Annotated in this window: 23 protein-coding genes; 11 read left to right on the forward strand and 12 right to left on the reverse strand. The window is 75.3% G+C overall.

The window, feature by feature from the left end; all coding sequences use genetic code 11:
• Positions 1–13: 13 nt before the first annotated feature.
• The 4 genes from ACZ6KO_RS09965 to ACZ6KO_RS09980 all read right to left on the reverse strand — a co-directional run bounded on the left by ACZ6KO_RS09965 (position 14) and on the right by ACZ6KO_RS09980 (position 2,743).
• Positions 14–202, reverse strand: a complete 189-nt coding sequence (locus tag ACZ6KO_RS09965; protein WP_401447985.1) for an SCO2195 family GlnR-regulated protein — start codon at positions 200–202, stop codon at positions 14–16.
• 244 nt (positions 203–446) lie between these two features.
• Complete coding sequence (gene lipA / locus ACZ6KO_RS09970) at positions 447–1,394, reverse strand: lipoyl synthase (RefSeq protein ID WP_469302473.1); 948 nt, start codon at positions 1,392–1,394, stop codon at positions 447–449.
• A gap of 109 nt (positions 1,395–1,503) precedes the next feature.
• The gene (lipB, locus tag ACZ6KO_RS09975; RefSeq protein ID WP_469302475.1) at positions 1,504–2,304 is read right to left on the reverse strand and encodes a lipoyl(octanoyl) transferase LipB; all 801 of its coding nucleotides are present in this window, start codon (positions 2,302–2,304) and stop codon (positions 1,504–1,506) included.
• 97 nt (positions 2,305–2,401) lie between these two features.
• Positions 2,402–2,743 (reverse strand): hypothetical protein, encoded by a 342-nt coding sequence (locus tag ACZ6KO_RS09980; protein WP_469302477.1) that lies wholly within the window; start codon positions 2,741–2,743, stop codon positions 2,402–2,404.
• 172 nt (positions 2,744–2,915) lie between these two features.
• Between ACZ6KO_RS09980 and ACZ6KO_RS09985 the strand changes: the two genes are divergently transcribed.
• Positions 2,916–4,364 carry a regulator gene (locus tag ACZ6KO_RS09985; protein WP_469302479.1) on the forward strand — a complete coding sequence of 483 codons (1,449 nt, stop codon included), beginning with the start codon at positions 2,916–2,918 and terminating at the stop codon, positions 4,362–4,364.
• A gap of 573 nt (positions 4,365–4,937) precedes the next feature.
• Here the strand turns inward: ACZ6KO_RS09985 and ACZ6KO_RS09990 are convergent.
• The 3 genes from ACZ6KO_RS09990 to ACZ6KO_RS10000 form a co-directional block, all read right to left on the reverse strand.
• Complete coding sequence (locus ACZ6KO_RS09990; RefSeq protein WP_469302481.1) at positions 4,938–6,176, reverse strand: NAD(P)/FAD-dependent oxidoreductase; 1,239 nt, start codon at positions 6,174–6,176, stop codon at positions 4,938–4,940.
• Positions 6,177–6,373: 197 nt separating this feature from the next.
• On the reverse strand, positions 6,374–7,282 hold the full coding sequence (locus ACZ6KO_RS09995) for a TIGR01777 family oxidoreductase (RefSeq protein WP_469302483.1): 909 nt from the start codon (positions 7,280–7,282) through the stop codon (positions 6,374–6,376).
• Between the two features lie 9 nt (positions 7,283–7,291).
• Entirely contained in the window at positions 7,292–8,059 is a 768-nt protein-coding gene (locus ACZ6KO_RS10000) for a VIT1/CCC1 transporter family protein (RefSeq protein WP_469302486.1), read from the reverse strand.
• Positions 8,060–8,148: 89 nt separating this feature from the next.
• Here ACZ6KO_RS10000 and ACZ6KO_RS10005 point away from each other — a divergent pair, with 89 nt between their 5' ends.
• Entirely contained in the window at positions 8,149–9,270 is a 1,122-nt protein-coding gene (locus tag ACZ6KO_RS10005; RefSeq protein WP_469302488.1) for a PP2C family protein-serine/threonine phosphatase, read from the forward strand.
• A 63-nt stretch (positions 9,271–9,333) separates the two neighbouring features.
• Here the strand turns inward: ACZ6KO_RS10005 and ACZ6KO_RS10010 are convergent, their stop codons facing one another.
• Positions 9,334–9,591 (reverse strand): hypothetical protein, encoded by a 258-nt coding sequence (locus ACZ6KO_RS10010; protein WP_401448003.1) that lies wholly within the window; start codon positions 9,589–9,591, stop codon positions 9,334–9,336.
• Between the two features lie 142 nt (positions 9,592–9,733).
• Between ACZ6KO_RS10010 and ACZ6KO_RS10015 the strand changes: the two genes are divergently transcribed.
• Positions 9,734–10,105 carry an ArsC/Spx/MgsR family protein gene (locus tag ACZ6KO_RS10015; protein WP_469302491.1) on the forward strand — a complete coding sequence of 124 codons (372 nt, stop codon included), beginning with the start codon at positions 9,734–9,736 and terminating at the stop codon, positions 10,103–10,105.
• Here the strand turns inward: ACZ6KO_RS10015 and ACZ6KO_RS10020 are convergent.
• On the reverse strand, positions 10,029–11,033 hold the full coding sequence (locus tag ACZ6KO_RS10020; protein WP_469302493.1) for an alpha/beta fold hydrolase: 1,005 nt from the start codon (positions 11,031–11,033) through the stop codon (positions 10,029–10,031). The two genes, ACZ6KO_RS10015 and ACZ6KO_RS10020, sit on opposite strands and share 77 nt — an antisense overlap.
• 83 nt (positions 11,034–11,116) lie before the next feature.
• Here ACZ6KO_RS10020 and ACZ6KO_RS10025 point away from each other — a divergent pair, with 83 nt between their 5' ends.
• Genes ACZ6KO_RS10025 through ACZ6KO_RS10035 form a run of 3 tightly spaced genes read left to right on the forward strand, consistent with a single transcriptional unit; the run spans position 11,117 to position 13,759 of the window.
• On the forward strand, positions 11,117–11,617 hold the full coding sequence (locus ACZ6KO_RS10025) for a MarR family transcriptional regulator (RefSeq protein ID WP_469302495.1): 501 nt from the start codon (positions 11,117–11,119) through the stop codon (positions 11,615–11,617).
• 9 nt (positions 11,618–11,626) lie between these two features.
• Positions 11,627–13,126: a MocR-like pyridoxine biosynthesis transcription factor PdxR gene (gene pdxR / locus ACZ6KO_RS10030; protein ID WP_469302498.1), complete on the forward strand. Its 1,500-nt coding sequence runs from the start codon at positions 11,627–11,629 to the stop codon at positions 13,124–13,126.
• Positions 13,127–13,171: 45 nt separating this feature from the next.
• A complete protein-coding gene (locus tag ACZ6KO_RS10035; protein WP_469302500.1) occupies positions 13,172–13,759 on the forward strand; it encodes a hypothetical protein in 588 nt (195 codons plus the stop codon).
• 69 nt (positions 13,760–13,828) lie between these two features.
• On the opposite strand, the gene ACZ6KO_RS10040 is transcribed toward ACZ6KO_RS10035, so the two are convergent.
• A complete protein-coding gene (locus ACZ6KO_RS10040) occupies positions 13,829–14,746 on the reverse strand; it encodes a Gfo/Idh/MocA family protein (RefSeq protein ID WP_469303827.1) in 918 nt (305 codons plus the stop codon).
• 202 nt (positions 14,747–14,948) lie between these two features.
• Here ACZ6KO_RS10040 and glnII point away from each other — a divergent pair, with 202 nt between their 5' ends.
• Both glnII and ACZ6KO_RS10050 read left to right on the forward strand, forming a co-directional pair.
• A complete protein-coding gene (glnII, locus tag ACZ6KO_RS10045; RefSeq protein ID WP_469302502.1) occupies positions 14,949–15,968 on the forward strand; it encodes a glutamine synthetase in 1,020 nt (339 codons plus the stop codon).
• 477 nt (positions 15,969–16,445) lie between these two features.
• Complete coding sequence (locus ACZ6KO_RS10050) at positions 16,446–17,087, forward strand: winged helix-turn-helix domain-containing protein (RefSeq protein WP_469302504.1); 642 nt, start codon at positions 16,446–16,448, stop codon at positions 17,085–17,087.
• Between the two features lie 98 nt (positions 17,088–17,185).
• On the opposite strand, the gene ACZ6KO_RS10055 is transcribed toward ACZ6KO_RS10050, so the two are convergent.
• Both ACZ6KO_RS10055 and ACZ6KO_RS10060 read right to left on the reverse strand, forming a co-directional pair.
• A complete protein-coding gene (locus ACZ6KO_RS10055) occupies positions 17,186–18,724 on the reverse strand; it encodes a PepSY-associated TM helix domain-containing protein (RefSeq protein WP_469302506.1) in 1,539 nt (512 codons plus the stop codon).
• Between the two features lie 62 nt (positions 18,725–18,786).
• Positions 18,787–19,560: a hypothetical protein gene (locus ACZ6KO_RS10060; RefSeq protein WP_469302508.1), complete on the reverse strand. Its 774-nt coding sequence runs from the start codon at positions 19,558–19,560 to the stop codon at positions 18,787–18,789.
• Positions 19,561–19,686: 126 nt separating this feature from the next.
• Here ACZ6KO_RS10060 and ACZ6KO_RS10065 point away from each other — a divergent pair, with 126 nt between their 5' ends.
• From ACZ6KO_RS10065 to ACZ6KO_RS10075, 3 genes are all read left to right on the forward strand, one after another.
• Positions 19,687–20,277, forward strand: a complete 591-nt coding sequence (locus ACZ6KO_RS10065; protein ID WP_469302510.1) for a rhomboid-like protein — start codon at positions 19,687–19,689, stop codon at positions 20,275–20,277.
• 24 nt (positions 20,278–20,301) lie between these two features.
• Complete coding sequence (locus tag ACZ6KO_RS10070) at positions 20,302–21,102, forward strand: tyrosine-protein phosphatase (RefSeq protein WP_469302513.1); 801 nt, start codon at positions 20,302–20,304, stop codon at positions 21,100–21,102.
• Between the two features lie 66 nt (positions 21,103–21,168).
• Positions 21,169–23,061, forward strand: a complete 1,893-nt coding sequence (locus tag ACZ6KO_RS10075) for a hypothetical protein (protein WP_469303830.1) — start codon at positions 21,169–21,171, stop codon at positions 23,059–23,061.
• The last annotated feature ends 86 nt before the right edge of the window (positions 23,062–23,147 follow it).

The raw sequence follows: 23,147 nt of genomic DNA on the forward strand, positions 1-23,147 counted from the left end.
AAGTTTACGTGGCTTACGACGTCCGGGTAGCCACGGCCTCGAGCGCGTGCTCGGTTTCGACCCGGTCCTTGGCCCTGCGACGGTCCTCCAGGACGGCCGTCCAGGCGTTGCGACGGGCGCCGCGGATGAGCATCGACTCGATGCCGCGGAGGGCGTCGGTGAAGGACGGGATGGCGATGGCGCGAACGGGCGCGGCCTGCATGGTGTCGATCCTTCTCTCGGAACTCACGTCAGGGTGGTTGCGGTGCGTGGATCCAGCATCACTGTTCGGTGTTACCAGGGCGTGACCCGGCGGTCAAACGATGATGAAACATTGACGCGGCCCGCCGGGCTCGTCCTGGAAAGAGCCTAGGGGCCGCGTCGATGCGGTGTTACTGATTAGTAATCATTTGTGCGTGAGTTCACACGGGTGGAGGTGTGAGGCACGCCTCACGAGGCCTCACGGCTCAGACCGCCGCGCGCTTCTCCATGGCCTGCTGGTAGAGCCGCCCGGCCCGGTACGACGAGCGGACCAGGGGGCCGGACATGACGCCCGAGAAGCCGATCTCCTCGGCCTCCTTCGCCAGCTCCACGAACTCGGCCGGCTTCACCCACCGCTCCACGGGGTGGTGGCGCGGCGAGGGCCGCAGGTACTGGGTGATGGTGATGAGCTCGCAGCCGGCCGCGTGCAGGTCGCGCAGCGCCTCGCTGACCTCCTCGCGCTCCTCGCCCATGCCCAGGATCAGGTTCGACTTGGTCACCAGGCCGTACTCGCGCGCCTTGGTGATCACGTCCAGCGAGCGCTCGTAGCGGAAGCCGGGGCGGATCCGCTTGAAGATGCGCGGCACCGTCTCGACGTTGTGCGCGAAGACCTCGGGGCGGGAGGCGAAGACCTCCTCCAGCAGCTCCGGCACGGCGTTGAAGTCGGGGGCCAGCAGCTCGACCTTCGTGTGGCCGGACTCACGGCCCGCGGTCTGCTGGTGGATCTGGCGCACCGTCTCCGCGTACAGCCAGGCACCGCCGTCCGGCAGGTCGTCGCGCGCGACGCCCGTGATGGTGGCGTAGTTCAGGTCCATCGTGACCACGGACTCGCCCACGCGGCGGGGCTCGTCGCGGTCCAGTGCCTGGGGCTTGCCCGTGTCGATCTGGCAGAAGTCACAGCGCCGGGTGCACTGGTCACCACCGATGAGGAAGGTGGCCTCGCGGTCCTCCCAGCATTCGTAGATGTTCGGACAGCCGGCTTCCTGGCACACGGTGTGCAGGCCCTCGCTCTTCACGAGGCTCTGCATCGCGGTGTACTCGGGGCCCATCTTCGCCCGGGTCTTGATCCACTCGGGCTTGCGCTCGATGGGGGTCTGGGCGTTACGGACCTCCAGGCGCAGCATCTTGCGTCCGTCGGGTGCGACTGCGGACACGACCGGCTCCCTGTGACTTTGATTCCTCGGCGCCCACCAGGGTACGCCCGTAATTCGTACGCTCTTACGTCCGGCCAACCTGCGGGAGCCCGGACGCATTCCCCGCCCCTCAGGCTCCGGCCGCGGCCTCGATCTCGCGCGGCCGCAGCTCGGCGTTCTCCAGCACGTCCTTCAGGTGCCCCTCGACCACCGGCAGCACCTCCCCGATCGTGACCTCGCGGCCCAGCTCGTACGAGAGCGAGGTCACACCGGCGTCCCGGATCCCGCACGGCACGATCCGGTCGAACCAGGTGTTGTCGGGGTTCACGTTGAACGAGAAGCCGTGCATGGTGACGCCCTTGGCCACGCGGATGCCTATCGCGGCGAGCTTGCGGTCCTCGCGGCGCTGGCCGGCGTTGGAGGGAGCGTACTCGGGACCGTTCAGGCGGGCGTCGAACTCGTCGTCGCCGATCCGCGGGTCGAAGTCCAACGAGAGCCCGCCGATCGCGGGGCGCTGCTCGACCGGGTCGCCGAGCACCCAGACGCCGGAGCGGCCCTCGATACGGGTGGTCTCCAGCCCGAAGTCGGCGGCGGTGCGGATCAGCGCCTCCTCCAGCCGGCGGACGTGCGCGACGACGTCGACCGGGCGGGGCAGCTTCATGATCGGGTAGCCGACCAGCTGGCCCGGGCCGTGCCAGGTGATCTTGCCGCCGCGGTCCACGTCGATGACGGGCGTGCCGTCGAGCGGCCGCTCGCTGTCGTCGGTACGCCGCCCGGCGGTGTAGACGGGCTGGTGCTCCAGCAGCAGGCAGGTGTCGCCGACGGCGTCCTCGAAGCGCTGGGCGTGGACCCGGCGCTGCTCCTCCCACGCCTCGGTGTACTCGACCGCGTCCGGGCCGAAGCCCAGACGGACAAACCGCAGCTCAGCCACCGCAGCGCCTCCTCGTTGAACCTGCTGTGTGCACATATCGCTCCAGCAAGGGTACGGCGGCGCGTCCGGGACCCGTCAGGAGGGCGACAGAAGGCCGTCAGGGCGCCGTCCCGGCCCCTTCCTCGGGCGGTCCGGGCGGCAGCTTGGGGAGCCGGCGCCCGCGCCGCGGCAGGTCCGGGTCCTCGTCCGCGCGCGGCAGCCGCCGGTGCCCCTCGGAGTGGTCGTTGACCCAGCCGCACACGCCGCACGCGTACCGCCCGTCCAGACCCGCGATGAGCGTGCCGCAGCGCCGGCACTCGGCCTCGGTGAGCTCGGGCGCGGGCAGCGGGGCGGTGCACTCGGCGACGACCGGCCCGGAGGCGGGCGCGGAGGCCGGTCCGGAGGCCGGTCCGGAAGCGGGCGCGGAGGCGGAATGCGGTCGGGGGGACCTGCGGGTCATGGCCGCAGCCTAGGGGGCACTGCCGTCAGCGGCCGTAAAGAGACCTCCCGGTTCTTCGCACGATCGGATGAATGTGGGGCAGAGCGGGCGGTGTGGGCGGAGTTCGCCGCTACATTCACGCCGTTCACAGGGCCGGGACCCCGGTCCGTCACGTCAGGAGACCGTGGAGCCGATGACGGAACGACCTGCCCAGCGCGTCCCCAACCGGCAGCTCGCGGCGCTGATCGCGGAAGCCGGGTTCTCCAACGCCGGGCTCGCCCGCCGTGTCGACCAGCTGGGCCTCGAACACGGTCTCGATCTGCGCTACGACAAGACCTCCGTCACCCGCTGGCTGCGCGGGCAGCAGCCGCGCGGCACCACCCCCGCACTGATCGCCGAGGTCTTCACCCGGCGCCTGGGGCGGCGGCTGTCGGCTCAGGACCTCGGCCTGGACGCCTGCGCCCCGGTCTACGCGGGCCTGGAGTTCGCGGCGACGCCCGAGGAGGCCGTCGACATCGCGAGCGGGCTGTGGCGCAAGGACTCCGGTTCGCACGCGGAACTGCGCAAGATCGCGTTCACGCCCGCCGGGCTGGTGGTGCCCAGCCGCGACTGGCTGATCGGCCGCGCCGACGAACGGGTCGGCCGCGGCACCGACCCGGCCGCCGCCGCCCGGGTGCCGGCGCAGGGCCGCGGGTCGGTGCCGCGCCAGCGGCAGATCGACCGGGGGCCGGGGCAGCGGGTGACGGGCGGGGACATCGCGGCGCTGCGGTCGGTGGGCGAGCTGTTCCGCACGCTCGACCAGGCGTACGGCGGCGGCCACGCCCGCCAGGCCCTGGTGCGCTACCTGGAGCACGAGGCCGAGCCGATGCTGCGCGGCACGTACGGGGAGACCACCGGGCGCCGGCTGTTCGCGGCGGCCGCGGACCTGACCCGGCTCGCGGGCTGGACCTCGTACGACATCGCGGCGCACGGGCTGGCCCAGCGGTACTTCGTGCAGGCGCTGCGGCTGGCGCAGGCGGCGGGCGACCGGCCGTACGGCTCGTACGTGCTCGTGACGATGAGCCGCCAGGCGGTCTACCTGGGGCACGGCCGGGAGGCGGTCCAGCTGGCGCGGGTGGCCCAGCAGGGCGTGGGCTCGGGGCCGCCGCCGGTGATGCAGGCGCTGCTGCACGCGGCGGAGGCGCGGGGGCACGCGGTCCTGGGCGAGGTACGGGCGGCCACCGCGTCGCTGGTCCGGGCCGAGCGGGCGCTGGGTGCTGCGCGGCCGGGGGACGACGTGCCGCACTGGGCGCGGTTCTTCGACGAGGCGCAGCTGGCGGACGAGTTCGGGCACAGCCACCGGGACCTCCAGCAGTACCGGGCGGCGGCGCAGCACGCGGAACGCTCGCTGCAGCTGCGCGCGCCGGCCTACGCCCGGTCCCGGCTGTTCTGCCGGGTCGTCCTGGCGACGGCGCGGCTGGGGCTGGGCGAACTGGACCAGGCGTGCGCGCTGGGGGCGGAGGCGGCGCAGCAGGCGATGGAGATGCGGTCGGTGCGGGCGGTGGAGTACGTACGGGATTTCGAACGGCGGCTGGAGCCGTACCGTGACGCGGCGGCGGTGCGGACGTATCGGGACCGGGTGGCGGCGCTGTCGTTCCCCTGACGGGGGGCGGGGGCGCTGCCCCCACTCCCTCCCCCAGACTCCGTCCGGGGGGACCCCCAGCGCCTCAAACGCCGGCGGGGCTGGGTGGGGTGCCCGGCGGCGCCGAACGGTCGCCCGGTGGGGCCGGCTTCGGGGGCTCCGCCCCCGCACCCCCGCGCCTCAAACGCCGGCGGGGCTGGATTGGGTGCCCAGCGGCGCTGGACGGTTGCCCGGTGGGGGCGGTTTCGGGGGCTCCGCCCCCGGACCCCCGCGCCTCAAACGCCGGCGAGGCTGGAATGGGGGCCCGGCGGCGCCGAACGGTTGCCCCTCGGGGGCTGGATGGGGTGCCCAGCGGCGCTGGGAGGTTGACCGCCGCGGGGCTGGGATGCCGCGCAGCGGCATTTCCAGCCCGCGCGGCGTTTGAGCGCACGGGCGCGGAGCGCACGTAGGGGGCCCGGGGGCGCAGCCCCCGATCTTTGAGCCCCGCCGGCGATTGAGGCGCGGGGCCCGGGGCGGAGCCCCGGTCGGCCAGCCCCGCCGGCGATTGAGGCGCGGGGCCTCGGGGCGGCGCCCCGCCCACGCGGCCCCGTACGCCTACGCCGCCGCCGGCACCAGTGGAGGCGTCGCCGGGCGGGGGATGCCGAAGTCGCGCAGGACGGCAGACGTGGCCCGCCGGGCCGACTGGAGCGCGCCCTGGACCGTGTTCGTGTCCCGGTGGTCCCCGCACACGTACAGCCCCGACAGCACCCGCACCGGCCGCCGCAGGTCGTGCGGCGGCGGCATCGCCGGGACCGCCTCCGGCGTGTGGTGCACCGCCAGGACCTCCCAGTCACGGGTGGACGTCTCGTACAGCCGCGCCAGCCGCGAGGCCACCGTCCGCAGCGCCGGCGGTGGGCCCAGCACCGTCGTGGTGACCAGCGACCGCCCGGCCGGCGCCCGCGTCGGGTCGACCGCGCTCATGACCGCCGTGTGGGCCACCGGCCACCGCGCGTCGCCGTCCAGCAGCAGCGAGCCGTCCGACGGCAGGCCGCCCGGCACCGCGTGGTGGATCGCGGTGACCTCGTGGAACCGCGGCACCCGCAGCCCCGGCAGCAGGTCCGCCGCCGCCCGCGCGCCGGTGGCCAGCAGGACCGAACGGCAGCCGAAGTCACCGTGTTCCTCGGTCGTCACCAGGTTCGTGGCCACCGAGCGGACCCGTACGCCGGTACGGACCGTGCCGGGCGGCAGGCTCGCCCCCAGCAGCTCGGGCAGGGCCGACGCCCCGCCCTCGGGCACGGCCAGCCTCCCCCGCGCGAACCCGCGCAGCGCGAGGTCGGCGACCCGGCTCGACGTGCCGAGCTCGGCGTCGCAGAGCAAGGTGGCCAGCAGGGGCCGCAGTGCCCCCGCGCCCCGCGAGCGCAGCGCGGCGGCCGCCGTGCGCTCCGGGCGGGCCAGGACCCGCTCCACCGGCAGCGCCGCCAGCCGGCCCAGCATCGCGCTGAGCCTGGCCTGCTCCAGCGAGCCGCTGGCCAGCGCGCGGGCCGGGGTGAGCGTGCCCACCCGCAGTACCTTGCCCTCGGTGTGCACCCGCACGCCGGGCGCGAACGGCCGGAGCACCAGGTCCCCCAGACCGGGCGTCAGGTCGAGCTCCGGGTACGAGGTACTGAGCAGCTGACCGATCCGGTCCAACCGGAATCCGTCGGTCAGCTCGGTGGCCATCCGCCCGCCCGGGCCGTCCGCGGCCTCCAGCACGATGACGCTGACCCCCGCTGCGATCAGGTGGTGCGCTGCCGCGAGTCCCGAGACTCCGGCTCCGACAATGACGACGTCCGCATGGTGTGCGCTGCTGAGCACGTGCCCCTCCCCGAGGTCGGCGCGGCTATGTCACGTCCTCCTTCCCCCAACCGGCCTGAGGAGAACCCAAGTCCGCTGCGGTATTCCGCACAACTTCGGTCGTGCTCCCGTCGTTTCACGGTCAAGTCACGGTCGTGTTCCGGTCGTATCGCGGCGGTAGCGCGGCCGTGTCCGTGTCGCGCGGCAGTGACGCGGTCTCAGTCCTCTGCCGCCAGCGCCGCCCGCAGGGCCTGCTCGATCAGCGGGTGGCGGAACACGAATCCGGACTCCAGCAGCCGGACCGGCCGGGCCCGCTGGCTGCCCAGCACGTCCTGCGCCATCTCCCCGAGCACGATCCGCAGGGCCGGCGCCGGTACGGGCAGCAGCGTCGGCCGGTGCAGCACCCGCCCCATCGCCGCCGTGATCTCCCGGTTGGTCAGCGGCTCCGGCGCGGTCAGGTTCACCGGCCCGGCCAGCGCGGGCGTGTCGATCAGGTGCCGCAGGGCCGCGACCTCGTCGTGCAGCGCGATGAACGGCCAGTACTGGCGGCCGTCGCCCATCCGCCCGCCGATGCCCGCCCGGAAGACGGGGAAGAGCCTGCCCCACGCGCCGCCCTTGCCCGCGACCACCAGCCCGGTCCGCGCGAAGACCGTCCGGACGCCCGCCGCGTGGGCGGGGGCCGCGGCCGCCTCCCACTCCACGCACACCGAGGGCAGGAAGCCCTCGCCGGCCGGGGAGTCCTCGTCCAGCACCCGGTCGCCCTGGTCGCCGTAGTAGCCGACGGCCGACCCGCTGACCAGCACCCGCGGCGGCTCGGCGAGCGAGGCGACCGCGCGCGCCAGCGCCGCCGTGCCCAGGACCCGGCTGTCGCGGATCTCCTTCTTGTACGCCGCACTCCACCGGTGGTCGCCGACCCCGGCCCCGGCCAGGTGGACGACGGCCGCGCAGCCCTCCAGGCCGGCCGGGTCGACGTACCCGCGCGGCGGGTCCCACGCCGCCTCGTCGGGGGCGGCGGGCGGGCGGCGCACCAGGCGCACCACCTCGTGTCCGTCCGCGCGCAGGGAGCGTACGAGCGCCTTGCCGATGAGCCCGGTCGAGCCGGTGACCGCGATCCGCATGGCCCTCATCCTGCCCGGTCAGCCCGCCCCGATCCACGTACCGACCGCGTAGGTGACGGTCATGGCGAGCGCGCCGCCCACGACGTTGCGGACGATCGCCCGCGCCACCCGCGCGCCGCCCAGCCGGGCGCTGACCCAGCCGCACAGGGTGAGCGTGGCGAGGACGGACACCACGGTGACCGGGACCCGCCGGGCGGGTTCGGGCAGCACGACGGCCAGCAGCGGCAGCAGCGCGCCGGCGGTGAAGGCGGCGAGGCTGGCGAGGGCCGCGTGCCAGGGATTGGCCAGTTCGCCGGGCTCGATGCCCAGCTCGACGCGGGCGTGGGCGCGCAGCGCGTCCCGCTCGGTGAGCTGGACGGCGGCCTCCCGGGCCACCTCGCGGGTCAGGCCGCGGGCGGCCAGCATGTCGGTGAGTTCCGCCAGCTCCGCCTCGGGCTCGTCGGCGAGCTCGCGGGCCTCGGTCTCCAGGGCGGCCTCCTCGGAGTCGCGCTGGGAACTGACGGATACGTACTCGCCGGCCGCCATGGACAGCGAACCGGCGAGCAGCCCGGCCACGCCCGCCGCCACGATGGCCGGGCGGGAGGTGGTGGCTCCGGCGACACCGACGACCAGGCCGGCGGTGGAGATGATCCCGTCGTTGGCGCCGAGCACGCCGGCGCGCAGCCAGTTCAGCCGGGTGCTGATCTCGGCGCTCCGGCCACCGGTCCCGGGATCGGGGTCGGCCCCGGGGTCGGGCTCGGGTCCGGGTCCGGGATCCCGTCCGGGCTGCGGCTCGCTCTGTGGCACGGGACCACTGTCGTGGGCCCGGCCCCCGGCGGCCACCCGAGGAGGTGGTCCGGGGTGCGCGGGCCCGGCCCGGGCACCAGGGTGGAAGGGTGAGACGCCGACGCCAGGAACCGGGCTGGTTGCAGGGGGCGCCGCCGCCACCCTGGGCCCGGATCGCGCCCGTGGTGGCTCTGGTGGTGCTGGTGTTCGCGCAACGGGCCACGCCCGGCACCGTGGAACTGGGTTTCTTCCTGGCCGGCCTGCCCCCGGTGGCGGCCTTCGCCTACGGTCCGCGCGGCACGGCGGTGTTCGCCGGGATCGTGCTGGTCCTGCTGGGCATCCCCCGGCTGGGGGTGGGACACGCTCGGGGCGCGGATCTGGCGACGGTGGCGGCGGTCGGCGTGCTCAGCGTGGTCATCGCGTGGGTACGGCAGCGCCGGGACGCCCAGCTGGTCAGCGTACGGACGGTGGCGGAGGCCGCGCAGCTGGCGGTGCTGCCGCCGTTGCCGGAACGGGTGGGGCGGCTGGGCTGCGCGGGGCTCTACCGGGCCGCACAGCGCGGCACGCTGGTCGGCGGCGACCTGTACGACGTACGGGCAGGTCCCTACGGCGTGCGCGCGGTGGTCGGGGACGTGCAGGGCCACGGCCTGGCGGCGGTCGGGACGGTGGCCGGCCTGCTCGGGGCGTTCCGCGAGGGGGTGCTGGACGACCCGGAGCTGGCGGGGGTGGCGGCGCGGCTGGACCGGCGGCTGGTGGCGGACTCGGCGGCGGTGGAGCACGCGGAGCTGTTCGCGACGGCGGTCCTGCTGGAGTTCCCGCCCGGCCTGGAACTCGTCCGGATCCTCTCGTACGGCCATCCGCCGCCCTTGCTGATGCGGGGCTTCACGGTGTCCGAGACGACGGTGGAGCCGGGCCCTCCGCTGGGCCTGGGGCTGGCCGGGGCGGCCGCGCCGGGCGTGGCGGGCACGCCGCTGCTGCCCGGCGACCGGCTGCTCGCGTACACGGACGGGGTCTCGGAGGCGCGGGACGCAGGAGGGGTCTTCTACCCCCTGGCGACGCGGGTCCCGGTCCTGGCGGCGAACCCGGCGGGGCTGCCGCGGGCGGTGTGGGAGGACCTGGTGGACTTCACGGGCGGCGGGCCGCGGGACGACGTGGCGCTGCTGCTGCTGTCCGTACCGGCGCGGACGGTCCCGGAACCGGAGCCGGTCTCGGAGCCGGGGCCGCGGACGTGACCGCGCCTGACGCGGGCTCCCGGGGGCGGTCCTCCCCCGGGAGCCGTTCGGTCGCCGGCTCGGTCAGTGGTGCGCTTCGTGGATCAGGGTGCGGACCATGCGGCAGGTGACGTTGGACGGACGGTGGATGCCGGTGCGGGCGGCCATCGTCCGGATCTTGCGGTTGGTGGCGCGTGCGGCGTCGTACGTACCGGAGTCGAGCAGCGATATCGCCAGCCGCATGGCCTTCAGACGGCGGTTGTGGCTCTCGTACCACTCCCGGGGCAGACCCGCGGGCAGCGGCTTCTTCTTCGGCGGGTCAATGATCGCGGCAGCGGCCATCCACAGCCTCCCAAAGGGTAGTTGGCGGTCCGTCGGTTCCTGTCGTGCTGTCTTCGATTTTACCGGGGACCACTGACAAAAGCCCCTGGCCAGACGCCATCGGGACGGCTCCGGCGCAGGCGTGCCGATAGGCTTCCCGGCCATGGAGATCTGGATCAATCCCGCCTGTTCGAAGTGCCGCAGCGCGCTGACCCTGCTGGACGCGGAAGGCGCCGAGTACACCGTCCGCCGCTACCTGGAGGACGTCCCCTCGGAGGCCGAGATCCGCGAGGTCCTGGGCCGCCTGGGCCTGGAGCCGTGGGACATCACGCGCACCTCGGACCCGCTGGCCCGGGAGACCGGCGTAGGGGACCTGCCGCGCGAGGGGACGGAGGAGGCCCGCGCCCGGTGGATCGCCCACCTCGCCGCGCACCCGAAGCTGATCCAGCGCCCGATCATCACGGCCGAGGACGGGACGGCCCTGGTGGCCCGTTCGGAGGAGGCGGTGCGGGAAGCGCTGTCCCGGAAGGCGTAGCGCCTGGCCGCAGCCACGTGGTGATCGCGGCGGCCCCCGCCAGCGGCAGCGCGTGGTGCCCGACCCCGGGCAGCACGCCGACCACCGCCCCGGGGAGCGCGGCGGCGGCCGACGCCGCGACCCGGTCCGCACGGTGGCAGCGGGCCCGCCCGGCGAACAGCGCGAGCACGGGCAGCGCGGGGCCGGCGCCCGGGCCGGGCCCGTGGGCGTACGGTTCGCGCAGCCGGCCGGTGGCGGGCCGGGGCCCGGAGACCGGGCGCACGGCGGGGAAGGCGGCGGTCGCCTCCTGCAACCGCAGCCAGGCGGCCCCGATCCCGTCGGCAGGAACCGGAACCGGCCCGTCCGCCGGCCGCGAGGTTCGCGGCTCGGACTCCCACGGGACCGACTCCCAGGCCAGGAAGGAGCGGATCCGCTCCGGCGTGGGCCGGGCCAGCATGGGCAGGGCCCGCAGCAGGTAGCCCGCGCGGAACCCGGCGAACACCCGGGTCGGGTCGAGCAGCACCAGCCGGCTCAGTCGCCGGGGTGCGTGGACGGCGTAGTGGGCGGCGATCCAGGCGCCGTACGAGTGGCCGACGAGTTCGACCGGCCCGCCCCCGAGTCCGTCGAGTACGGCGTCCAGCCAGCCCATGAGGTCGGCCACCGTCCGCGTCCGGACCCCGTCGGCGGGCACGCTGAGCCCCGGGTCCCCGACCAGGTCCACGGCGTACGCCCGGCGTCCCCGTCCGAGACCGGCGGCGAGGCAGCCGCCCCACACGGTGGAGGTGGCGCCGCCCCCGGGCAGCAGCACCAGCGGCGGCGGCCCTCCCTCTTCCCCTCCCCCGGTGCTGTTGATGTGGGTGAGCCCGTAGGGGGTGGGGAGGTCCAGGGCGTCAACGGGCCCGGGCCAGTGGTCGAGCACGGCGTCGTACGCGTCACGGAAAGCCGTCATCGGTGCCATGGAGCCGCTTCCAATCCCTCGATGGACGATAATCTCGCTCAACGAGAGATTACGACGGACGGAGACGAGACGCCATGCACGAGGGATCCCAGAACCCGGACCACCGGGACGCCGGCCACGACCCCCGCGAAGAACTGGTGCACCTCCTGCGCGCCGTGACCGTCGAGTTCGGTCTGCGGCAGGGCGAGTTCGCCGCCCGCAACGGCATGCACCCCACCGACGTCCGGGCCCTGATCTGCCTCCTGGACGCCGCCCGCGCCGGCGAACCCGCCACGGCGGGCCTGCTCGGCACCCGGCTCGCCCTCAACTCGGCGGGCACCACGGCCGTCATCGACCGGCTGGAACGCCTGGGCCACGTGGCCCGCGTACGCGACGCCGCCGACCGCCGCCGGGTGCTGCTCCGGGTCACCCCGGCGGCCATGGACCTGGGCCGGTCCTTCTTCGGCCCCTTCATCGACGCCCTCCTGACCCTCACCGACACCTTCGACACGGCCGAGCGGGCCACGGTCCACCGCTTCCTGACGGGGGCCCGGGACGCGTTCGGCGCCGACGGCCCGCGACCGCCCGCGCCGTAGGCTCGCCCCATGACCGCGGCCGACGACACTCCCGCGCCTCCGCCCCCGCCTCCGCCCCCACCCGGCACCGGCGGGAGCGACCTGCACCTCGACCTCCCCGCGCACGGCGCCCGCCGCACCGTGCTCGCGCAGGCCCTGCGCGACGCCGTGCGCAGCGGCCGGCTGGCGGGCGGGACCCGGCTGCCGCCCTACCGGACCCTGGCCGCCGACCTCGGCATGGCGCGGGGCGCGGTCGCCGACGCGTACGCCGAACTGGTCGCCGAGGGCTGGTTCACGGCCCGCCAGGGCTCGGGCACCCGGGTCGCCGAAGGGGTCGCGGCCGGCGCACCGGCCGCGCCCGGGCCGCCGGACCCCCAGGCCTCCGCCCCGCGCTTCGACCTGGTCCAGGGCAAGCCCGACCCGTCCGCCTTCCCCCGCGCCGCCTGGTCCACCAGCACCCGGCGGGCCCTGGCGGCGGCGCCGGCCGAGGCCTTCGGCCCCGGCGACCCGCAGGGGCGGCCGGAGCTGCGCCGGGCGCTGGCCGGGTACCTGACCCGCGCGCGCGGCGTCCGTACCGACGCCGACCACATCGTGATCGTCGCCGGCTTCGCGGGCGCCCTGCGGCTGCTGGCCGCCGTCCGCCCGCGCGACTGGGCGTTCGAGGCGTACGGGCTGCCCTTCCACCACGGGCTCCTCGCCTCGGCGGGCGTGCGCGCGCACGCCGTACCGGTCGACGACGACGGCGCCCGCACGGACCTGCTCCCCCGCCGGGCCCGCACCGCGCTGCTCACTCCGGCCCACCAGTTCCCGACGGGCGGGCCACTGCTGCCGTCCCGCCGCACGGCGGCGGTGGAGTGGGCGCGCGCCACGGGCGGCCTGATCGTCGAGGACGACTACGACGGCGAGTTCCGCTACGACCGCAAACCGGTCGGCGCCCTCCAGGGCCTGGCCCCGGACCACGTCGTCTACGGGGGCTCGCTCAGCAAGTCCCTCTCCCCCGCGATCCGGCTGGGCTGGCTCGTCGTGCCGGACGCGCTGCTCGGTCCGCTGCTGGCGGCCAAGGGCGTGCGCGAGCCGTGGTCCAGCTCCCTCGAACAGCTCACCCTGGCCGACTTCCTGGACTCCGGCGGGTACGACCGCCATGTACGCCGCATGCGCGCCCGCTACCGCGCGCGCCGCGACACCCTGACCGCCGCCCTCGCCCGGGCGGTCCCGCGGCTTCCGGTCACCGGCATCTCGGCGGGCCTGCACGCGGTCCTGACACTGCCCCCGGGCACGGAACGCACCACCCTCGCGGCGGCGGACGCGGCCGGGCTGGCCCTGGACCCGCTCTCGGCGTACCACCACCCCTCGGCCGGGGACCGGCCCCGCGAAGGCCTGGTGATCGGCTTCGCGGCCCTCCCGGACCACGCGTTCGCGCGGGCGGTGGGGGCGTTGACCGGCGTACTGGAGGACCTGGGCTTCGGCGGACGCACCGGGGACCTGCCCCCGGCCCCCGCCTTCACGTCGTTCCGGCGGGCTCCCTCGTAGGGTGGGCTGCGGAACAACACGGATGAATGCCGCATAAGGAACACCATGTCCCACCAGCCCACGACCCCGGCTCCGGCCACGACCACGGCTCCGGCCACCACCGCACCGACCCCACCCACCCCACCCACCACGACCCCGAACCCCGCCCCCGCGCCCCGGCGCGGCGCCGACTGGATGTTCGGCGGGGTCTACGGGACCGTGCTGGCCAGTGGCCTGCTGGCGGCCCTCGACCAGGCGGGCGGGGAGTACACCCCGTTCCACGACGCCAGCTGGGTGCTGGTGACGGCGGGCGCCGCCGGGCTGGCGCACGGGTACGCGCATCACATGGCCACCCAGCACGTGGGGTCCGCCCGGTACCGGTGGCGGGTCCTGGGGCGGGCCCTGTGGAACGAGTGGCCGATGATCGCGGCCACCCTGCCCACCGTGCTGCTGCTGGTCCTGGCGGGGTTCGCGCGGTGGGACGCGCCCGGCGTGACCGCCGTGGGACTGGGCCTGAACACCGCGCTGCTGTTCGGGTGGGGTTCCTTCGTGGCGCTGCGCGTCGGCCACCGGCTGACCTCCGCGCTCGCGATGGGCGTGGCGGACGCCACGATCGGGCTGGCCATCATCGTGGCGAACGCAGTCATCAAGTAGCCGGGACGGGCGACCCCTTCCGGGACGGGCGGCCCGCCCCGGAAGGGCCAGGGCCGCCGCCCCCGTCCGCTATGCCTCCAGCCGCTCCTCCGCCTCCGCCAGGATCTCCGTCAGCCGCGCCCCGAACGCCGCGTCCCGCGGGTCCGGGACGCCCGTACGGGCCGCTGTCAGCAGGGCGTCGACCGCGCGGCCGTAGGCGCCCGGGACGTCGCTCCAGTTCGGGAGCGAGAAGACGCCCTCGGCGCCGCGCAGTTCCAGCCCCACCCCGGCCGCCGCCTGCGGCGCGCTCAGGCTGAGGACGGCCGTGCTCGCCGCGCCCGACGCGTGCCGCAGCGCCAGCTGGACCACGTCGCCCGGGCCGCGGGCAGCGGTCACCCCGACCACGTCGCCCAGGACCGGGATCAGGACCGACAGGGCGTGCGGGCCCACGTCCCACAGGCCGCCCTTGGCGCGCCGCCACGGCGAGTCGGCGTACGCGCTGGGCGCGCCGTCGGGCGGGTAGACGGCGCCGAGCCAGTGGGCGGCGGCCGTGAACCAGCCGGAACGCGCGGACTGTTCCCGGACCCAGCCGGCGGCCGGTTCGGCGAAGCGGAGGGTGAGGAAGACGACCGAGGCGACGCCATGGCGCCGTACCGCGTCGGCGACGGCGCGGGCGCCCTCCGGTGTCGTCGCGACCGGTTTGTCGAGCAGCAGGTGGCAGCCGGCCGCGGCCGCGCGCACGGCGAGCGGGGCCTGGACGTCCGGCGGCAGGGCGAACGCCACGGCGTCACAGTCCGCGAACAGCGCGTCGGGGTCTTCGTACACCTTCACGCCGTACGCGGCGGCCAGCTCGGCCGCGGCCTCGGGCCTGCGGCCCCAGACGCCGACGAAGTCGGAGCCGGCGTGCGCGGCGAGGGCGGGGGCGTGGGTGCGGTGGGCCCAGGGGCCGGTGCCGAGCAGTCCGATGCGGGGACGGGGGCCGGCGGCGGGACCGTTCGGGGAGGTCAAATCGTACGAAATGCTCACGTGCTTAGTCTGCCCCACCGGGACGGGCGCACCTCCACCAACCCGCACGAGGCGCCCGACCTGCGGCTGAAACCCCGGTAACACGGGGTTCACACACGGGCAACGGAAGAGAAATCGCGAGCGGGCACGCTGCGGACATCACCGCAGCGAACCGCAGCACCCGCAGAGTCTGAGGATGGGGCCCGTGACCTTCAAGGCTGAGTACATCTGGATCGACGGCACCGAGCCGACGGCGAAGCTTCGCTCCAAGACGAAGATCCTCGACGACGGCGCCGAGCTGCCGATCTGGGGCTTCGACGGGTCGAGCACCAACCAGGCCGAGGGCCACGCCTCCGACCGCGTGCTGCAGCCGGTGTTCTCCTGCCCGGACCCGATCCGCGGCGGCGACAACGTCCTCGTGCTGTGCGAGGTCCTGAACATCGACATGACCCCGCACGAGTCGAACACCCGCGCCCTGCTGCGCCCGGTCGCCGAGAAGTTCGCCGCGCAGGAGCCGATCTTCGGCATCGAGCAGGAGTACACCTTCTTCGACGGCATCCGGCCGCTCGGCTTCCCGGTGGGCGGCTACCCGGCGGCCCAGGGCGGCTACTACTGCGGCGTCGGCTCGGACGAGATCTTCGGCCGCGAGATCGTCGAGAAGCACCTGGACCACTGCCTCGCCGCCGGCCTGGGCATCTCGGGCATCAACGCCGAGGTCATGCCGGGCCAGTGGGAGTTCCAGGTGGGCCCGCTGGCCCCGCTGGAGGTCGCGGACCAGCTGTGGATCGCGCGCTGGCTGCTCTACCGCACGGCCGAGGACTTCAACGTCTCCGCCACCCTCAACCCGAAGCCGGTCAAGGGCGACTGGAACGGCGCGGGCGCGCACACCAACTTCTCCACCAAGGCGATGCGCGAGGACTACCGCGCGATCGTCGCCGCGTGCGAGGCGCTGGGCGAGGGCAGCAAGCCGCTGGACCACGTGAAGAACTACGGCGCGGGCATCGACGAGCGTCTGACGGGTCTGCACGAGACCGCCCCGTGGAACGAGTTCAGCTACGGCGTCTCCGACCGCGGCGCCTCGGTGCGCATCCCGTGGCAGGTGGAGAAGGACGGCAAGGGCTACATCGAGGACCGCCGTCCGAACGCGAACGTCGACCCGTACGTCGTCACCCGCCTGATCGTGGACACCTGCTGCACCGGCCTGGACAAGGCCGGCCTGGTCTGACGCCGGCCCGTCCGCCTTCCACCGACGCCCGTCGCGCTGCCGCAGCGCGACGGGCGTCGTCCGTCATCCGCCGCCGTCCGGGCGTGGGACGGATCTGCCCGGCATGCGATACGAACGGCCGGTCACGAGGGGAGGGCGGGGGCGGCCGCTTGAGGGTTTGTCAGGTTTTGGTGGCGGAATGTGAGATTCCGCTCCAGCAGGTGAGATACGGTCTGCCCCGCGCCTTCGGCATCTGCTTGAATGGGCGCATGGCCAGCCATTCGCACACCTCGACCGGTCGCAGCGACCTCGAGCCGTTCTGGCCCTCCCGTCAGGATCACGATTTCGACCGGGTGTGTTGCCGCGCGAAGAACGCGCCGGCCCTCTAACGCCTTCCGGAACGCTCCACCAGACCTTCCCGAAGGCCTTCGGTCTGCGCGGCACGACGACCGACCGACGTCTCCTGCCGACCTCTCCGCGTGAAAGAGCTGACCACTCATGGCGAACACCCGTTCCATCACCTCTGCCGCGACCGCTGCGACCGCGACCGCCCCGCTCCCCTTCCCGCCCCATCACGGACCGCGCCATCGACTGCGGGCCGTGGACCGCGACGAGGCGGCCCGCGTGGTGGACCTCCTGCCGCCCGGCGCCACCTGGCTCCCGGCCCCCCAGCACACCGTGCCCGCGCTCCCGGGCCAGCCGCCGATGATCGGCTACCTGGTCCTCGTACCCGCCGACCAGCAGCCCCTGGTGGCGCCGGCGGCGCAGCCCCGGCCCCTCGCCCCGCAGGCGGCGGCCGGCCTCCGGCCCGGCACCGGCGCCGCCACCGGCCCGGCCACCGGGCCGGGCACCGCCGGCGACGCGCTCGTACGCATCGACGCGGCGCGGCGCACCGCGGAGGTGGACGGCCGGGTCCTGGACCTGACGTACCTGGAGTTCGAGCTGCTGGCCCACCTGGTGGCGCACCCGCACCGGGTGCACAGCCGGGACCAGCTGGTGACCACCGTGTGGGGCTACGGCCACGTCGGCGACGGCCGCACGGTGGACGTCCACATCGCCCGCCTGCGCCGCAAGCTGGGCGCCGCCCACCGGGGTGCGATCCAGACCGTGCGCCGGGTGGGCTACAAGTACGCGCCCTGAGCGCCCCGGAAGCCCCGCACACGCGACGGGCCCGTGCTCCGAGGAGGGAGCACGGGCCCGTCGGCCGTCAGCGGCCGGAGGTGATCAGCCGTCAGTGGTTACGCCGCGGCCGCCCGCCGCCGGCCCACGAAGCCGGCCAGCACGTCGACGACCAGGAACGCCAGCAGGCTGATCCCCAGCATCGGGACGAACCACCCGACCACGGCCACCACCGCGGCCAGCGGCAGCAGGGCCGTGACCGGCAGCTTCCGCCACGCTCCGCGCGGCTGCGGCCGCCCGAAGGACAGCGCCCGGTCCTTGGTCGGCCGACGCAGCCACCACATCCGGTAGCCCCAGAAGACGAGGGCCATGACGGCGACCGCGAGCAGCGCGAGCGCGAGCTGGTTGACCAGCCCGAAGGTCGTGCCCATGTGGAGGTCGATGCCGAAGCGGGTGAGCTTGGCCAGGACCGGGTACTCCGCGAACGGCAGCTCGTCCATGACCCGGCCGTCGGCCGGGTCGACGGCGACGGCGTCCAGGTTGACCGGAACCGTGCGGTCCTTCTCCTTGATGACGTAGCCCTTGCCCGGCACGGGCATCGTCACCTGAAGGCTCTCGGTGACCCCGGCGGCGCGGGCGGCCTCGACCGCCCGGTCGATGCCGACGTCGGCCTTCGCGGGCATGTCCGGCATCGTCTCGCCGGGGCCCATGGTGTGGCCCGCGTGCTCGTCGCCGCCGGCCGCCGCGCCCGCGCCGCCCTTGAGGGAGGCGGAGACGGACGGGGTGGCGCCGCCGAGGCCGTCCTGCACCCGGCCGATGTTCTCACCGGCGTACTTCGACCAGGTCAGACCGGTCACGGAGAGCACGACGAGACCGGCCACGGCCCAGAGTCCGACGGTGCCGTGCCAGGACAGCGTCCTGCGCCGCCCGGTCGCCTTGCGGTCGGGTACGACGAGCTGCGCGCGCCGGGTGCGGCGGCGGCCGATCCACAGCGCGAGCCCGCCCAGGGCGACCACCCACAGCCAGCTGGCGGCCAGCTCGCTGTAGTTGCGGCCGAACTCGCCGAGCTGGAGGGAACTGTGGAACTCGCTCAGCCAGGCCCGCAGCGGGAGCGCGTCGCCGACGGTGGTCAGCTGACCGCGCACGTGGGCGGTGTAGGGGTCGACGAAGACGGTGAGGGTCTCACCCTCCTCGGCGGACGGGCTCTCCATGATCACGCGGGTGGTGGCGTCCGCCTCGGGCGCCGGCCACACGGAGAGGACCTTGCCCTCCGGGGCGGCGATCCGCGCGGCGTCGACCTGCGCGCTCAGCGGCAGGGCGCTCTGACCGACGGTGTCGACGGTCAGTTCGTCCGAATAGATGATCTTCTCGGCCTGGAAGGACAGGGCGTACAGGAACCCGGTGGTGGCGGCCACGAAGAGCAGCGGGGCGATGAGCAGTCCCGCGTAGAAGTGCATGCGCAGCAGCAGCGGGCGCAGCGCGGCCCAGGTGCCGCCGCGCCGCGACGCGGAGCCGCCGGCACCTCCACCGGCGTCGGTGCCGGTGTCGGTGCCGGTGTCCGTGCCCGTATCGGTGTCGGTACCGGTGTCGGTATCTCTGGTGGGGGCGTCGCTGGTGGCGGTCCCGGCGCGGGTGTCCGGGACGTCGTCGATGGCCATGGAGGTCCTAGGTGTCGGCGAAGGCAGGGGGAAACAGCCCCCAGGACTCGCCGGTTCGCCGGTCAGGCGCAGGCAGGACGGCCGGGGGCCGAGGCTCGGACGGACACCCCGCCGGGCGGGCCCCGCCGTACGACGGCGTAGGCGTGCACCGCGCCGCGCAGGGCGCGCGGGGGTGCGCAGGACCACCGGCCGGACGGCAGCGGCCGCTCGGGCGCCGGCAGGTGCGGCCGTACGAGGGCCACCACGACCCGGGCCCCGAGCGCGCGCAGCGCGCGGGCCAGCCGGAAGACGGCGTCCTCGCCCCGGGCGAGCCAGATCCCGCAGATCAGCGCGGCCAGGAGGTGCGCGGCGAGCATCCCGGCGCCACCGGTCCCGGCCATCGCGGCCAGATCCGCCAGGCCGGCCGTGTCCGCCACCCCGCCCGTGCCCGCCATCCCGCCCGCGTCGGCCATCGCGGCCGCGTCGGCCATCGCGGCCGCGTCGGCCACCGTGGCCGGGTCCGCCGGCGCCGGGACTCCCGCGGACGGCTGCGCGTGGTGGTGGCCGGGCGGCATGCCCCGCACCCCGCCCGGGGCCGGCGCGTGGCCGCTCCCGGCGAAGACGAGGTGCAGCGCGCCCTGCACGGCGAGCAGCGCGGCCGAGATGGACACCGGACCGCGCTGGCGGCCGGCCGCGAGCCACGCCAGGGCGCCCGTCAGCCCGAAGGCGGCGAGCAGCCCGGTGGCGGGGATGTCGTGGCCGGACGTGTACGCGTGCCCGACCCCGCCCAGAGCGGTGCACAGAGCCGCGAACACCGCGGCGCGTGCGACGCGCATCGGCGCGGGTTCGGTAGTCATGTTCAGGCCATGCTCCCATCCCGGCCCGCCGCCCCCAAGAGCGGCCCCATCAGGTTTCCCAATGGACGACGTGGGGGGGGGCGCCCCGGCTGTCCGTGGCCGGAAGCCGTGCCCGATCATGAACGGGTGAAGCCATTGCTACTGGCCCCCCTCTACACCGGCGGTGTGCAGCTCGGGGCGTACGTGCTGGAGCGGATGGGGGACGGCAGGCGGGAGCAGGTGCTGCGCTCCTGGTCGACGAATGTCGACAACCTCGCGGCCGGGCGCTGGGAGACGCTGGCCGGCAGCGCCCTCGTCGTCGAGGAGCCGATGCCGCTGCCGTACGCGCTGCTGCTGCTCGCCGTGCTCGGGTACGCCGAGTACGCGTACGGCGTGTGGTGGACCGCCGCGGTCTTCCTGCTCGGCCACACCGCGGCCACGCTGCTGGTCTACGGGGCGCTGCGCGCCGGGCGGCCCGCGGCCGAGACCCGGCGGGCGGTGGACGTGGGCACCAGCTACGGGTTCAACGCGGTGCTGGGCGCCCTGACCTCGGCGCTGCCGCGCGGGCCCGTGCGGGGCGCGGCCCGGGGCGGGCTGCTGGCGCTCGCCGCGTGGCCGGTGGTGCGGCGCGGTCGGACGTTCACGGACGCCGGGCACCTGGTGGCGCTGGGGATAGGCGTCGGGCTGTCGGTGGCCGTCGATTACCTTTCCCCGGCAAATCGTCGGAAAATCGCATAGACCGTTACCAGAGGAGCCGCCGCAATGACCGCCACCGCCACCCCGTCCACCACCGTCGCCAACCTCCGCGACCTCGGAGGCACCGTGCTGGCCGACGGCCGCACCGTGCGCCGGGGGCTGGTGCTGCGGTCCGGCCAGCTCGACCGGCTCGACCTCGGCGCCGACCCGGCGGTGGCCGCCCTGGGGCTGCGGACGATCATCGACTTCCGTACCGACGGCGAGCGCGCGGCCCACCCCGACCGGGTGCCGGACGGGGCCCGCGCGCTGGTGCGCGACGTCCTGGCCGACAAGATGAACGCGAGCCGGGTACCGGTCGCCACCCAGCTCAAGGACCTGCTGTCCGACCCGGTGGCGGCGGAGCGGGAGCTCGGCGGCGGGCGGGCGCAGGCGCTGTTCACCGAGACGTATCGTTCCTTCGTCCACTCCGGCTCCGGCCGGGCCGCCTACCGCACGCTGCTCACCGAGCTCGCCGCGCCCGACGCCGGCCCGCTGCTCTTCCACTGCACGGCCGGCAAGGACCGCACCGGCTGGGGCGCGACCGTCGTCCTGGCGCTGCTCGGCGCGGACGAGGAGACCCAGATGGCCGAGTACCTGTCGGTGAACCCGGCGGTGCGGCAGGCCTTCGCCCCGATGATCGAGGGCTTCACGGCCGCCGGCGGCGATCCGGACATCGCGCTGGCGCTGATCGGTGTGTTCCCGGAGTACCTGGAGGCGGCCCTGGACGAGGTCGCGGCGCGGTACGGCTCGATGGAGACGTACGTGCGCGAGGGGCTCGGGGTCGCGGACGGGACCGTCGACGCGCTGCGGGCCCGCCTGATCGCCTGACGCCCTCCCGCCCGATCGCCGGACGCGCGACCCGGGGGCGGGTGACCGTCCGGCGGTTCGCTCGTTCTGCTGAACGTGACTGCTCCGGATACCGCCACCCGCCCCCTCGACGTCGAACAGGCCGAGGCGGCGATCGTCGAGCACTACCCCCGGCTGGTGCGGATCGCCTATCTGGTGCTGCCGCCCTCCCTGGGGCGCAACCGCCGCGTGCTCACCGCCCACGCGCTGGTCCAGCGCGCCCTGCCGCGCGGCCGCGAGGCCGGGCCGCAGGGCCGCGTGCCGACGCAGCGCGGCAGCGCGGCCGATCCCGGGTACGCGTACGTCCGGCTGCGGGTCCTGCGCAGCGCGCTGCAGGCCGGGCTGCCGCTGACCTTCCGGTCCCTGCCGCGGCGCGCGCAACTGCCGCCGGGGCTCCCCCAGGTGTGGGGGCTGCGGCTGTTCCCGCGCGCCGGCGGGGCCGAGGAGCTGGCCCTGGACCAGTGGCTGACCACCCTCGACGGCCCCGGCCGGGCCGCGTGCGTGCTGCGCGCGCTGGAGCAGCTGCCCGAGGCCGAGGTGGTCCAGGTGCTGGCCGAGGCCGGCGTCGCCGATCCGGCGGCCGCGGTCGCGGAGTCGGGGGATCCCGCGAACGACGTGCTCTTCACCTCCCCCGAGTTCGACCCGTGCGTGCTCCAGGCCCGGCCCACCGATCTGCTGCGCCGCCGCCGGCACGTGCGGGCCGCGCTCGCGGCCGGGGCGGCGCTGCTGGTGTGCGGGGCGCTGCTCGCGCTGCCCGGCGGCGGCTGGGGCGCCGACGGGGCGGCCGCGCCGCCGTACGCGCGCAACGCCGCCGCCGAGCAGGCCCTGGACCCCGGGCAGCTCACCCGGGTCGCGCCCGCCGCCTGGCGGACGTCCTCCCGTACCGACTTCTCCGTCTGGCCCGCGCGCGGGGACCGGGTGGGCGACGCCGCGCTGCTGCGGCGGGCGCTGGCCGTCTGGGCGCGGCCCGGGCCGACGGTGGTCGTCTCGGCGACCCCGGGGACGCAGTCCGGCCCGCCGATGGGGCCGCCGCAGCTGCTGTTCGCGGGCACGGTCGACCAGGCGGTGGTCGTGCTGCTGTACGACGGCCTGCGCGTGGCGCGGTACGCCGAGCCGGTCTCCGGCACGGCGGGCGCGGCCCTGGACTTCGCCCGGACCGACGGGGCCTCGGCCGACACCGCGAACGCCCTGGTCGTCAGCCGGGTGGACGGCAACGTGCGGTACCTGACGGCGCCGTGGGTGACGGCGGCGGCCGTACGGGACCTGGTCAAGTCCGGTGAGGAGGCGGTCCCGCTGAAGCTGACGCCGGAGGGGATCACCGCGCCGGCGCCGAGCCCGCCGGCGGCCGGGGCGTGCACCACCTGGAACGCGATGGAGCTGAAGTCCGCGTCCGGGACCCGGCTGGTGACCGACCTGGGCGAGCTGACCCCGGTCCGGCTCACCTCGGGCACGCCGGGCACGGAGGCGGATCCGGCGCTCGCCGACTGGTCGAAGTCGGCGTGCCTGCTGGCCTCGGTGCGCTCGCACGGCGTGCGCAGCGTGAACCTGTGGGCGTACGCGAAGCAGCCGCTGCCGGAGGGCAAGGGGTCGGCGGCCTGGCTGTGTTCACGGGCGGAGACCTGGCGGGGCGCCGCGGAGCGGGTGCAGGGCCAGTTCCTGGCGCCGGGTGCGCCGGCGGCGGCGCAGACGGCGACCGCGGAGGGCTCACCGGCGTGCGGGGTACGTGAACCGCGGGCGCTGGCGGGTGTGCTGTGGAAGGCGCCGGGCGGGCAGTGGTACGTCCTGGCCGCCGGCAGCGCGCAGTTCACGTCGCTGTCGGTGACGGGGGGCGCGACCGGCTCCGCGACCGGCAACCGGCTGGCCGTGAAGGCCAAGGAGGGCGCGCAGGCCGAGCTGTCGGGGACGCTCCAGGACGGCACGAAGGCGGGCGTCCTTCGGTAGCGGACGTCCTGCGGGAGCCGGCGTCCTGCGGTAGTCGGCGGCCGGGCGGGAAACCTTGGTGCACGGGGGTGTTGCGGCGCGCGTAC

The organism is Streptomyces sp. NPDC042102 (genome assembly GCF_055582305.1).

Excerpts from the sequence above, each read along its gene's own strand:
- ACZ6KO_RS10010 (WP_401448003.1), bottom strand. The coding sequence starts at position 9,591 with ATGGCCGCTGCCGCGATCATTGACCCGCCGAAGAAGAAGCCGCTGCCC.
- ACZ6KO_RS10025 (WP_469302495.1), top strand. The coding sequence starts at position 11,117 with ATGCACGAGGGATCCCAGAACCCGGACCACCGGGACGCCGGCCACGAC.
- ACZ6KO_RS09995 (WP_469302483.1), bottom strand. The coding sequence starts at position 7,282 with ATGAGGGCCATGCGGATCGCGGTCACCGGCTCGACCGGGCTCATCGGC.
- ACZ6KO_RS09985 (WP_469302479.1), top strand. The coding sequence starts at position 2,916 with ATGACGGAACGACCTGCCCAGCGCGTCCCCAACCGGCAGCTCGCGGCG.
- pdxR (WP_469302498.1), top strand. The coding sequence starts at position 11,627 with ATGACCGCGGCCGACGACACTCCCGCGCCTCCGCCCCCGCCTCCGCCC.
- ACZ6KO_RS10015 (WP_469302491.1), top strand. The coding sequence starts at position 9,734 with ATGGAGATCTGGATCAATCCCGCCTGTTCGAAGTGCCGCAGCGCGCTG.
- ACZ6KO_RS09965 (WP_401447985.1), bottom strand. The coding sequence starts at position 202 with ATGCAGGCCGCGCCCGTTCGCGCCATCGCCATCCCGTCCTTCACCGAC.
- ACZ6KO_RS10020 (WP_469302493.1), bottom strand. The coding sequence starts at position 11,033 with ATGACGGCTTTCCGTGACGCGTACGACGCCGTGCTCGACCACTGGCCC.
- ACZ6KO_RS10055 (WP_469302506.1), bottom strand. The coding sequence starts at position 18,724 with ATGGCCATCGACGACGTCCCGGACACCCGCGCCGGGACCGCCACCAGC.
- ACZ6KO_RS10050 (WP_469302504.1), top strand. The coding sequence starts at position 16,446 with ATGGCGAACACCCGTTCCATCACCTCTGCCGCGACCGCTGCGACCGCG.
- ACZ6KO_RS10035 (WP_469302500.1), top strand. The coding sequence starts at position 13,172 with ATGTCCCACCAGCCCACGACCCCGGCTCCGGCCACGACCACGGCTCCG.
- ACZ6KO_RS10060 (WP_469302508.1), bottom strand. The coding sequence starts at position 19,560 with ATGACTACCGAACCCGCGCCGATGCGCGTCGCACGCGCCGCGGTGTTC.
- ACZ6KO_RS10070 (WP_469302513.1), top strand. The coding sequence starts at position 20,302 with ATGACCGCCACCGCCACCCCGTCCACCACCGTCGCCAACCTCCGCGAC.
- ACZ6KO_RS09980 (WP_469302477.1), bottom strand. The coding sequence starts at position 2,743 with ATGACCCGCAGGTCCCCCCGACCGCATTCCGCCTCCGCGCCCGCTTCC.